This is a genomic window from Bacillus sp. FSL K6-6540 (genome assembly GCF_038007545.1).
The window spans coordinates 35,156-47,128 of sequence record NZ_JBBOXH010000001.1; the positions used below are offsets into that span (position 1 = coordinate 35,156).

The window sequence follows — 11,973 nt, forward strand, 5'->3', positions numbered from 1 at the left end:
ATGTTTTTCCTCGAATATGTTAAGTTCAAGCATATGGGAAAAGCTAAGGATAGGTGAACGTTCTTGAAAATATACGAAAAAGCACCGGCCAAAATCAATTTGATGCTGGATGTACTCCATAAACGTCCTGACGGCTTTCATGAGGTAGAGATGGTCATGACGATGATCGACCTCGCCGATCGGCTCGAAATGTCCGAACAAAAGCGGGACACCATCATCATCACCTCGCAGGCAGGATACATACCGCTGGACGAGAAGAATTTGGCCTTTCAGGCAGCAAGACTAATCAAAGAGCGCTACGACGTGAGGAAGGGTGTACATATCCACCTGGACAAAAAAATTCCCGTTGCCGCGGGACTCGCAGGAGGCAGCAGCGATGCGGCGGCCACGCTGCGCGGCTTGAACCGCCTCTGGGGGCTCGGCATCCCCCAGCAGGAGCTGCTCGCGCTCGGTGCCGAGCTCGGCTCCGATGTGCCGTTCTGCGTGACCGGCGGCACGGCATTGGCTACGGGGCGCGGCGAAGTGCTCACGCCGATCCAGAATCCGCCGCAATGCTGGGTGATCGTGGCGAAGCCGCCGATCAATGTGTCGACGGCGGAGGTGTATGGCCGCTTGCGCAGCGAGCAAATTCAGTCCCACCCATCGGCTGAGCGGATGGTGGACGCGCTGGCGCAGGGCAGCTTCCAGCAAATGTGCCAGTCGCTGGGCAACGTGCTGGAAGAAGTGACCTTGAAGATGCACCCGGAAGTTCAGCAGCTGAAGGAAGGTATGCTGAAATTGGGCGCTGACGGCGCGCTGATGTCCGGCAGCGGTCCTACCGTCTTCGGACTGGTCTCCAAGGAATCCAAGGTGGCCCGGATTTACAATGGCCTTCGGGGCTTCTGCAAGGAAGTGTATGCCGTTCGCCTGCTCACTTAGAAACGGTTGGAATTGACAATTCGGGGGCGAATTGCAATCAAAGTTGTATAAATACGTACAAAAGTGTTATATTTAACATATAATATTCGGATTTAGCGAGGAACCCTAGGTGAAAAAATTAAAACGAAGCGAACGATTGGTCGATATGACCCAATATTTACTATCCAAACCGCATACGCTGATTCCGCTGACAACGTTCGCCGAGCGATATGGAGCAGCCAAGTCGTCCATTAGCGAGGATTTGGCGATCATTAAGGACGTATTTGAGAGCGAGGGGCTAGGAGAGCTTCAGACGCTGGCCGGAGCGGCCGGAGGGGTAAGGTACATTCCGAAGCTGCGCAGAGACCATGCCCTGCGCTTTGCGGAGGAGCTGTGCCAGCAGCTTCAGCAATCGGATCGGATTCTGCCGGGCGGCTACCTATACATGTCCGATCTGCTCGGACAACCTACGCTCATGAACGAAGCGGGCAAGATCATTGCGACGGCATTCTCCGACCGGGAGATCGATGTGGTCATGACCGTGGAGACCAAAGGAATTCCGTTGGCCTATGCGACGGCGGCGCAATTGAACCTGCCGGTCGTACTAGTTCGCCGGGACCATCAAGTGACGGAGGGGTCGGCCGTAAGCATCAATTATGTGTCGGGCTCGCACAAGAGCATCCATACGATGTCTTTATCCCGCCGGGCGCTCAAGGAACGCTCCCGGGTGCTGATCGTGGACGATTTCATGAAGGCAGGAGGCACCATTCAGGGGATGGTCGATCTGCTGGGTGAATTTAATGCCGAAGTCGCAGGCGTCGGGGTCCTCGTGGAATCGGGATCGGTAGAAACCGAGGAAAGACTCCTGGAGGACTATATTTCACTCGCGGTTTTGAGCGACGTAGACTCCAAAACCAAGAGAATTACCGTCAAACCTGGTAATTATTTCGAAAACTAGGCACGCGGTTTTTGTCGATATAATAGCGTTTTCATTCGAATCGGCACGAAGTCTGTCGAAAATATCACATTCTAAAAAAAATTCCTGTTTTTAGGACATTTTGTAGTAGAAAAAAGAAGGATTTCGGGTTTGCTGTGTGGAATTATACACCAAGTCTCTGATGGAAAAAGGTGGTGAACACATATGCAAATTACGGATGTCAGACTCCGCCGTGTTAACTCTGAGGGGAGAATGAAGGCAATCGCATCCATTACCATCGATAATGAATTTGTCGTTCACGACATTCGCGTCATCGACGGAAACAATGGAATGTTTGTTGCAATGCCGAGCAAACGCACTCCTGACGGAGAGTTCCGCGACATTGCCCATCCCATTTCTTCCGGTACCCGCGAGAAGATTCAATCGGCTGTATTGGCCGAGTATGAGCGAGCGGCTACTGAAGAAGAAGTGATTGAAGAAGGCGCTTAAGTTTTATAATTGGGGTTCAAGGAAAAGAGAGCCATACCTATGGCTCTCTTTTCTTTTTTTGTAGAATGATATATATTCAGTAGTGAGTTCAAGAGGAGGAGGCATGGCCCTTGAAAAGATTTGCTATTGTGCTCGCCGCTGGGCAGGGCAAACGTATGAAATCCAAACTATATAAAGTGCTGCATCCTGTTTGTGGCAAGCCGATGGTCGGACATGTGGTCCAAACGGTACAGCAGGTGAACTGCGAACGCAGTGTTGTGGTCGTTGGCCACGGCGCGGAAGCGGTTCGTACCTATCTGCAAGACGCAGCCGAGTATGTCCTGCAGGAGCAGCAGCTCGGAACGGGTCACGCCGTGAAGCAAGCCAAGGAACTGCTTGGCGGTGAAGAGGGATCCACGATCGTCATTTGCGGGGACACTCCGCTGGTGACGTCTGAGACGCTGGAGAATCTTCTGAAGCTTCATGAAAGCAGCAACGCGGCCGCCACGGTGCTCACCGCGCATATGGATAACCCGAAAGGCTACGGCCGGGTCATTCGAGGCGAGGATGGAAGCGCGCTTCGGATCGTCGAACAGAAAGATTGCAGTCCGGAAGAGGACGCCGTCACTGAAATTAATACCGGTACCTATTGCTTTGACAATAAAAAGCTATTTGCTGCACTGGATAACGTAACCAACCAGAATGCGCAGCAGGAATATTACTTGACCGATTGCATCGGCATCCTGAAACAAGCCGGCGAGACCGTGCTTGCTTATCAGACGGATGACTACGCCGAATCGATTGGCGTCAACGACCGTCTGGCGTTGTCGGAAGCCGAAGGCTTCATGAGAGAGCGCATCAACCGCTCGCACATGTTGAACGGTGTTACCATCATTGACCCGGCTTCTACGTATATCGGAGCCGACGTTCAGATTGGTTCGGATACCGTGCTTTATCCCGGCACCGTTCTGAAAGGGAACACGGTGATCGGCGAAGACTGCGTCATCGGGCCGGATACCGATATCGAGGACTCCGTTATCGCGGATGGTGCCAGCGTCAAACATTCGGTGCTCAGCAGCGCTGAAGTCGGCTCTCGGACCTCGGTAGGGCCTTTTGCTTATCTCCGTCCGGGGGCAAAACTCGGAGCTGACGTGAAGGTGGGCGACTTCGTCGAAGTGAAGAACGCGACGATTGACGACGGTTCTAAAGTATCCCATCTCAGTTATGTTGGCGATGCCAAAGTCGGCAAAAACGTCAATATCGGCTGCGGTGCGATTACAGTCAACTATGATGGTTATAATAAATCCATTACCGAAATAGAAGACGATGCATTTATCGGCAGCAACGTGAATTTGATTGCGCCGGTGAAGGTGGGCAAGGGCGCATTCGTTGTTGCAGGCTCGACCATTACGCATTCCGTCTCGGACAATGATCTGGCCATCGCTAGGCAGCGTCAGGAGAACAAGCCAGGGTACGCAGAGAAGATCCGGGCACGCGCCATCGCCAAGAAGAACAAGAAATCGTAATTATCCCTGCTTCTCTTTTCCAAGATAAGAAGCGGTGATCGGATAGCCTAATTCAACGAACCAGCACGGAGGGTTTTTATTCTATGACTTATCTTGATTCTAAATTAAAAATATTCACGTGTAATTCCAATCCTAAACTTGCCCATCAAATCGCTGATTACATCGGCATTCCGATGGGAGAGTCGCATACAACCAGCTTCAGTGACGGCGAGATTCAAGTTAAGCTCTCCGAGAGCGTACGGGGTTGTCATGTCTATATTGTGCAGTCCACTTGCTTGCCGGTGAATGATAACCTGATGGAGCTGCTGGTTATGGTGGATGCGCTCAAGCGGGCATCCGCGAAGAGCATCAACGTGGTTATTCCGTATTACGGATATGCCCGTCAAGACCGTAAAGCGCGTTCGCGGGATCCGATCACCGCTAAGCTGGTTGCCAACCTGATCGAAAAGGCAGGGGCTCATCGCGTCATTACGATGGACCTGCATGCGATGCAGATTCAAGGATTTTTCGATATTCCGGTGGATCATTTGCTTGGCGTGCCGATCCTCGCCCAATATTTCCGTTCGAAGCAGATCGAGAACCCGGTCGTTGTATCTCCGGATCACGGCGGCGTGGTTCGCGCGAGAAAGCTTGCTGATTTCCTGAATGCCCCGCTGGCGATTATCGATAAACGCCGGCCGGAGCCGAATGTCAGTGAAGTCATGAACATTATCGGGAATATCGAAGGCAAGACCGCCATTCTGATCGATGACATTATCGATACCGCCGGAACGATTGTGCTGGGTGCCAATGCGTTGATGGAAGGCGGCGTGAAGGAAGTCTATGCGTGCTGTACGCATCCGGTTCTCTCGGGCCCTGCCCATGAGCGTCTGGAAAACTCCCCGCTGAAGGAAGTTGTCGTAACGGATACCATTCCGATCACCAATCCGAACCCTAGCAGCAAACTGACGGTACTGTCGGTTGCTCCGTTGATGGGTGAAGCCATCATCCGGGTTCACGAGGAATTGTCGATCAGCAAGTTGTTTGAAATAGAATAATAAACCGTGTAAAAGGCAGGGTTACATCTCCTCATGAGGGAAATGTAGCCCTTGTCGGCTATGACGGCATTACGGCCCTTTAGCAGATGCAGATGGACAGCCATGAAGAAAACGTTTTCAAAATTCATGACCTGTCAATGCCAGGACGACGTCCATCCGCTGTCAGTAACCGGGCCTGGAGATGAAAGTGAACGTACTCCGGTTGTACAGCGTTCCCTCAAGCTCGACAAAATAGGCGTCGACCGCAGTGATCAGACCCACGTCGATGTGACAACCGAGTTCATAGACTTGAACAGGGATGCCATGCTTCATATGGTATTGAAAATGGCTGTGATGCGTTAATTTCTGTTCGAAAGCTTTCAATGCCGATTCACCTTCTTATGAGGGCATAACGCCAATAGGTTTTGTTCATATTGTACTCAGAAATGCGCAAAGAAGAAAGTATAAATCGTGAAAGGAATCAACCTGTGATGAAATGGATTGTCGGACTGGGCAACCCCGGTCCCAATTATGAGAAGACACGCCACAATGTTGGATTCATGGCATTGGATGCCCTCGCAGAGCGCCATGGCCTGAAGTTCAATCAGAATAAATGCAAATCGGTCATCGCCGAAGGAATGATTGGCGGCACCAAAACCGTCCTGATCAAACCGATGACGTTCATGAATCTCTCGGGCGAGGCTGTGCGTGCTTATATGGATTATTATAAGGTGAGCCTGGAAGACATGATTGTGGTTTATGATGATTTGGATACCGTCGTCGGTAAAATCCGCCTGCGGTATCAGGGCAGCGCCGGAGGACATAACGGCATCAAGTCCATCATTCAGCATACCGGAACCCAGAGCTTCAACCGGGTCCGAATGGGCATTTCGAGACCCGAGCCGGGTTATGCGATTGTCGACTACGTGCTCGGGACGTTCCCGAAGAAGGAGCGCGAACAGCTGCAGCACATGGTGGAAGAGACCTGTGACGCACTGGAATTCAGTTTGGGTCATACCTTTGAGCAGACTATGGCGAAGTTTAACAAGTCGTAGAAGAGCAACATAGATGAGGAACAGAGGAACAAAGATGAAGTATCCCCGTAAGATGACTCTGAGGTATTCGATAATGGGGACATCCGGGTCTTAAACAAGGGAAATCCGGGCATACTGAAGGTAATATACGACCTTCAGGAGGCATATGATGGCGATAACCTATGTTTGCAGACATTGTCGAGCGTTCCAGGGCCGCATCGATTCCCATGATGTATCCGAAGCCCGTCTCGGATTTGATTCCTTGACCCCTGAGGAACGCAGGGATATAATAGCGTATGATTTTAACGGAGAAGTGATGGTTCGGGTAACCTGCGATCATTGCAGGGAAGCGCTCGAGGCCCATCCGGAACTCAGCCTTTTGGCAAACCCCCTGCAATGAGAGTATAATGGGGTACACGACGTTTTTTCGTAGATGACATACAGCGGCAGAGCCTGCCGCTGCTTTAGCCTTGGCAGTTTTGCTCAAGGCTTCTTTTCGGTTATAATTTTTCGGCAATCGTCTAAAATTCCATGAGAAATAGAGTCTAGGAAATTCATTTCTTTTGCATAAGAGAGGTGCCCCTTTTGTTACAAGCACTTATTGATGTATTTTCGAAGGATTCGGACTTCAAATCCATAACGTCTGGCGTTCATGCCGGCATGAGGGAGCAATTGATCTCCGGTCTTTCCGGGTCGTCCAGACAGATCTTAATGGCTGCCCTGCACCAGGACCAGCAGCGCCCGCTGCTCGTGGTCACTCATAATATGTTTTCAGCCCAGAAAATCGCAGATGATTTACAGGAAGCGCTGTCATCGGATCAAGTGCTGTTATACCCTGCGAATGAACTGGTGGCGGCCGAGTCGGCCGTTTCAAGCCCCGAGACTCTGGCGCAGCGGATCGATGTGCTCGTCCGTTGTGCAAGAGGCTTCCGGGGTATTGTCGTTGCGCCATTTTCCGGCGTGCGCCGCCTTCTCCCCGCTCCCGAGGTGATGTCCGATGCCCGAATCGTGCTTCACGACGGCGGGACCCTCGTGTTGGACGCCTTCCTCAACCGGATGATCGAGATGGGGTACGAACGCGTGGAACGGGTAGAGCGCCGCGGCGAGATGAGCGTCCGCGGGGGGATCATCGACTTCTACCCAATGACAACAGCCATGGCGTACCGCGTCGAGCTGTTTGATGAGGATATCGACTCGATCCGAACCTTTGATCCGACGGATCAGCGCTCCATCGATAAGGTCCGGGAGGTCATGATCACACCGTGCAAGGAAATCATTGCGGATGCGGAGCGGCTCAGCCGCACGGCGGATACGGTGGTCCGCCTGCTGGAGGCGCAGCTTGAACGCATGAGCGACCGTCAGGCCAAGCTCCGCCTGCGGGATGAAATACACCGGGAAGTCGAAATGCTGCGCGAGCGGATCTACTTCCCTGAAATCTATAAATATATCTCCTTGTTGTATCCGGAGAAGACCAATCTGTACGATTACATGCCGAAGGATACGATTCTGATCATGGATGAGCCTGCCCGTCTGCTGGAAACAGCCAAGCAGTTGGAGCGGGATGAAGCGGAATGGAATTTGCATCTGATGCAAAACGGCAAATCGCTGCCGGATCTGCCGTTGTCCCTGGATACGGAGGAGCTGATTTATCAGCATCCTTACCAGAGTCTGATGATCTCCATCTTCCTGCGCCAGGTGCCGAGAATGCAGCCGCAGAATATCGTCAATGTCATTACGCGCGGCATGCAGGATTTCCATGGCCAGATGAACGTGCTCAAGGCCGAGATGGAACGCTGGAAGAAGTCAGGCGTCCAGGTCATGATGCTTGCCGGCGATGCGGAGCGGATGGACCGGATGCGGCGGGTTCTGCAGGACTACGGCATCGAAGAACCGGTTATGCTGGAAGGGCATCTCCAGAACGGCTTCGAGATGCCCTCGGTTCACGCGGCCATTATTACGGAGAGCGAGATGTTCTCCTCAAAGCAGCGAAAAACACGCAAAACCACGAAGAATATGGACAACGCCGAGCGCATCAAGAGTTATACGGAGCTCAAGGTCGGCGATTATGTAGTGCATCAAAACCATGGCATCGGGAAATATATGGGGATCGGGACGCTCGAAATCAACGGGATCCATAAGGACTACATGCATATTCTCTACGCTGGGGGCGATAAGCTGTCCGTTCCGATCGAACAGATCGATCTCATCCAGAAATATGTCGGTTCCGAGGATAAGGAGCCGAAGGTTTACAAGCTGGGCGGAAATGAATGGACGCGGGTCAAGAACAAGGTTCGTTCCTCCGTTCAGGATATCGCCGACGATCTGATCAAGCTGTATGCCGAGCGTCAGTCTGCGCCGGGGTACGGATTTGAGAAGGATACGTCCGAGCAGCAGGAATTCGAGGACATGTTCCCTTATGATGAAACCCCCGATCAGCTTCGGGCCATTACCGAAATCAAAAAAGACATGGAGCAGAACCGTCCGATGGACCGGCTCTTATGCGGTGACGTCGGTTACGGGAAAACGGAAGTGGCGGTTCGCGCTGCATTCAAGGCGGCGATCGAAGGCAAGCAGGTTGCGGTGCTGGTACCGACCACGATTCTGGCCCAGCAGCATTACGAGACGTTCCGGGAGCGCTTCGCCAATTACCCGATCAATATCCAGGTGTTGAGCCGTTTCCGCAGCCGGAAGGAACAGAATGAGACGATCAAAAAAGTGAAGCAGGGCTCGGTCGATATTCTGATCGGCACGCATCGACTCCTGTCCCAGGATATTGTGTTCAAGGATCTGGGGCTGCTGATCGTGGATGAGGAGCAGCGCTTTGGCGTTACGCATAAGGAAAAATTGAAAAAGCTGAAGACCAATGTCGACGTGCTGACGCTGACGGCAACGCCGATTCCGCGCACGCTGCATATGTCGATGCTCGGCGTTCGGGACTTGTCCGTAATCGAGACGCCGCCGGAGAACCGTTTTCCGGTGCAGACGTATGTCGTGGAGCATAGCCAGACCTTGGTGCGGGAAGCCATTGAACGGGAGCTGGCCCGAGGTGGCCAGGTATACTATCTCTACAATCGGGTTCAAGGGATCCAAGAGATGGCAGCCCAGATATCGATGCTGGTGCCGGAGGCCCGCGTAGGCGTAGGGCATGGCCAAATGTCGGAAACGGAGCTGGAGAAGACCATTCTCGATTTCCTGGACGGCGAATACGACGTATTGGTGAGCACAAGCATTATCGAGACGGGTGTCGACATTCCGAATGTCAACACGCTTATCGTGCACGACGCCGACAAAATGGGCCTCTCCCAGCTGTACCAGCTGCGTGGGCGCGTCGGACGTTCCAACCGGATCGCGTATGCCTATTTCACGTACCAGCGGGATAAGGTGCTGACCGAAGTAGCCGAGAAGCGGCTGCAGTCGATTAAAGAGTTTACGGAGCTGGGCTCCGGATTCAAGATTGCGATGCGGGACTTGTCGATCCGCGGAGCGGGCAACTTGCTCGGGGCGGAGCAGCATGGCTTCATCGCTTCGGTCGGGTTTGACCTGTATTCACAGATGCTGGCAGAGGAGATTCAGAAACGCAAAGTCAGCATGCTGGGCGAGCCGTCATTGCCGTCGAAGGACTGGAACACGTCCATCGATTTGGGGATTGACGCTTACCTGCCGTCCGATTACATCTATGACAGCATTCAGAAGATCGAAATTTATAAAAAAGTGGCCGTCGTTTCCTCGATCGACGAATCGGCTGAGCTTGAGGACGAGCTGCTTGACCGCTTTGGCGAGCTGCCGCTGGCGGTAAGCAACCTGCTTGCCGTATCCCGCTTGAAGGTATATGGCCGTACGTACGGGATCGATTCCATTACCCAGCGCGGGGACGACGTTCTGCTGCAGTTTTATGAAGGGCAGGATAAAGCGGTGGACACCGCAGGGCTTGCGCAAATTGGAAATAAGTTCGAAAGACGTGTACAATTTGAACAAGGGCCGGCTATGGCCATTCGAATCAAAGGCAAGGGACTATCCGATCAACAACTGTTAGAATTGCTTGAGCAATTCCTGGAGGCTGCACAAGGGCCATTCAACCTGAAGGGAGAACTACAAAATGCCGTCAAGAAATAATAAGGCATGGAAGACGTTTATTGTATCGATCACAGCAGTACTATCCATGTCGATGATCGCTGCGTGCGGAAACGACAAGACTAAAGGTGCCGAAGAAGATAACAGCAAAGTCATTGTCAAATATAAGGGTGGAGAAATTACCGAGAAGGAATTTGATCTGGAACAGCGCATGATTCAGTTCATGTCCCCGGAATATGCCCAATTTTTGCAAATGGATGAATTTAAGGAGTATTTGGCGAAACAGGGGGTAGCATATGAGTACCTGTACGCCAAAGCTGACGATAAAGCCAAGGAAGCTGCCGAGAAGCAAACGGATGATTTGTTAAAGCAGCAAAAAGCCGGAATGGGCGAGGAACAGTTTAAAGCCGCCCTGGAATCTCAAAAATTGACGGAGGACGACCTGAAGAATTATATGCTTCGCGTCATGACCGTCATGGAGCATGAGAAGAATCAGGTAACCGAAGAGGATATCAAGAAGGAATTCGATGCGAACAAGAAGGACTACACCAACATTAGCGTTCGTCATGTCCTGATTGCTTTTCAAGATGCCGAAGGCAAGGAGAGACCGGAGGGCGAGGCGCTCAAAATTGCCAAGGAAGTACAGTCCAAGCTGAATAAAGGGAAGGATTTTGCTGCTTTGGCGAAGGAATATTCCCAGGACCCTGGTTCCAAGAACAGCGGAGGCCTGTATGAGAACAAGCCGGCAGGCAGCTGGGTGCCTCAATTTAAGGAAAAGGCCTTAACGCTGGAACTGAACAAAATCAGCGATCCGGTAGAAACCGATTACGGCTACCATGTCATGAAAGTGGAGAAGCGCGAGGAAGTGACGTATGACAAGCTTCCAGCCGATCAGAAGGAAGGCATTCGGAGCGAACTGGCTTCGGCGAAGATCGACAACTTTATGCAGAATGAACTCAACAACCTGATTGAGAGCATGAACCTTCCGAAGAGCGAGAATGCGGACAAGCCTGCCGAAGGCACGGGTGACCAGAAGACGGACGGCACGACCGACAAACCGGCAGAGGGCGACCAAACACCGGATGCAGGCAAGGAAGATACGGGTAAATAAGCCCGTGGCCCGTGGACCGGTATCGGCACAAGGATATGGTGCTGCGAGTGATGCCAAATCGACGGCCAGCGTGATGATGAAATGGCGTGATCCTTTGAATCCATAACGTGCGATGCGCGCGTTATGGATTTTTTCTCCCCCCGGGGCGGTGAAGTCGCTCCTGACGAGATTTATTTTTGGATTTCGCAACCAACAGAGGGTAGATGATGTATAAGGAATTGGGAATGGATGAATACTATGGTCAGACATTAACTCTTATATACCTGGGGACATCCTCTTCCCGAATGGAACAGTAGTTGAAAAATCTTCTTATGAAAGTGGGGCAACAAGTGACATGAAAGCTACTGGTATCGTCCGCCGTATTGATGACCTCGGGCGCGTGGTCATTCCAAAAGAAATTAGACGCACACTGCGGATTCGCGAAGGCGACCCGCTCGAAATCTTCGTGGACCGGGATGGCGAAGTCATTCTGAAGAAATATTCACCGATCGGTGAATTGGGCGATTTTGCGAAGGAATATGCAGAGTCCCTTTATGAGAGTACAGGCCACATCACGATCATATCGGACCGTGATACGTTTATCGCCGTTGCAGGCGGCTCCAAGAAGGAGTATTTGGACAAGCCGATCGGCAACCTTCTGGAAAACTGCATGGAAAATCGCAAGACGGTACTGGAAAGCAACAACGGTACGTATGAGATCAGCAAAGACAATCCGGAAGCGTTGTCCGCTTTTGTCGCCGCGCCTATCATTGCAGGAGGAGACCCGATTGGCAGCGTCGTGCTGCTGAACAAGGACGAATCCGTGAACATGGGCGAGATGGAAGTGAAAATGGCTGAAACTGCCGCAGGTTTCCTCGGCAAGCAAATGGAACAGTAGACGAGGACATCGTTCCTTGGATGGAGACTCCCGCTG

At 52.1% G+C, this 11,973-nt stretch carries 11 protein-coding genes; 10 read left to right on the forward strand and 1 reads right to left on the reverse strand.

The features are described 5' to 3' along the window. Positions 1–63 precede the first annotated feature (63 nt). The 5 genes from ispE (at position 64) to MHH82_RS00190 (ending at position 4,865) form a co-directional block, all read left to right on the forward strand. Entirely contained in the window at positions 64–918 is an 855-nt protein-coding gene (gene ispE, locus MHH82_RS00170; RefSeq protein WP_036661707.1) for a 4-(cytidine 5'-diphospho)-2-C-methyl-D-erythritol kinase, read from the forward strand. A gap of 109 nt (positions 919–1,027) precedes the next feature. Further along, complete coding sequence (purR, locus tag MHH82_RS00175) at positions 1,028–1,855, forward strand: pur operon repressor (protein WP_012818313.1); 828 nt, start codon at positions 1,028–1,030, stop codon at positions 1,853–1,855. Between the two features lie 183 nt (positions 1,856–2,038). Next, a complete protein-coding gene (gene spoVG, locus MHH82_RS00180; protein WP_006207419.1) occupies positions 2,039–2,323 on the forward strand; it encodes a septation regulator SpoVG in 285 nt (94 codons plus the stop codon). A 110-nt stretch (positions 2,324–2,433) separates the two neighbouring features. After that, positions 2,434–3,828: a bifunctional UDP-N-acetylglucosamine diphosphorylase/glucosamine-1-phosphate N-acetyltransferase GlmU gene (glmU, locus tag MHH82_RS00185; RefSeq protein ID WP_009591944.1), complete on the forward strand. Its 1,395-nt coding sequence runs from the start codon at positions 2,434–2,436 to the stop codon at positions 3,826–3,828. 83 nt (positions 3,829–3,911) lie between these two features. Next, the gene (locus MHH82_RS00190) at positions 3,912–4,865 is read left to right on the forward strand and encodes a ribose-phosphate diphosphokinase (RefSeq protein ID WP_006207421.1); all 954 of its coding nucleotides are present in this window, start codon (positions 3,912–3,914) and stop codon (positions 4,863–4,865) included. A gap of 162 nt (positions 4,866–5,027) precedes the next feature. Here the strand turns inward: MHH82_RS00190 and MHH82_RS00195 are convergent, their stop codons facing one another. Continuing rightward, positions 5,028–5,228, reverse strand: a complete 201-nt coding sequence (locus tag MHH82_RS00195; RefSeq protein WP_006207422.1) for a hypothetical protein — start codon at positions 5,226–5,228, stop codon at positions 5,028–5,030. 107 nt (positions 5,229–5,335) lie between these two features. On the opposite strand from MHH82_RS00195, the gene pth reads away from it, so the two are divergent. From pth to spoVT, 5 genes are all read left to right on the forward strand, one after another. Further along, positions 5,336–5,899, forward strand: a complete 564-nt coding sequence (gene pth, locus MHH82_RS00200; protein WP_012818314.1) for an aminoacyl-tRNA hydrolase — start codon at positions 5,336–5,338, stop codon at positions 5,897–5,899. A 148-nt stretch (positions 5,900–6,047) separates the two neighbouring features. After that, positions 6,048–6,278 carry an anti-sigma-F factor Fin family protein gene (locus MHH82_RS00205; RefSeq protein WP_009591947.1) on the forward strand — a complete coding sequence of 77 codons (231 nt, stop codon included), beginning with the start codon at positions 6,048–6,050 and terminating at the stop codon, positions 6,276–6,278. Positions 6,279–6,463: 185 nt separating this feature from the next. Beyond that, positions 6,464–9,991 carry a transcription-repair coupling factor gene (gene mfd / locus MHH82_RS00210; protein WP_009591945.1) on the forward strand — a complete coding sequence of 1,176 codons (3,528 nt, stop codon included), beginning with the start codon at positions 6,464–6,466 and terminating at the stop codon, positions 9,989–9,991. Further along, on the forward strand, positions 9,975–11,060 hold the full coding sequence (locus MHH82_RS00215) for a peptidylprolyl isomerase (protein ID WP_340962460.1): 1,086 nt from the start codon (positions 9,975–9,977) through the stop codon (positions 11,058–11,060). The genes mfd and MHH82_RS00215 overlap by 17 nt, the downstream gene beginning before the upstream one ends. A 334-nt stretch (positions 11,061–11,394) precedes the next feature. Next, complete coding sequence (gene spoVT, locus MHH82_RS00220; protein WP_009591908.1) at positions 11,395–11,937, forward strand: stage V sporulation protein T; 543 nt, start codon at positions 11,395–11,397, stop codon at positions 11,935–11,937. Positions 11,938–11,973: the final 36 nt, after the last annotated feature.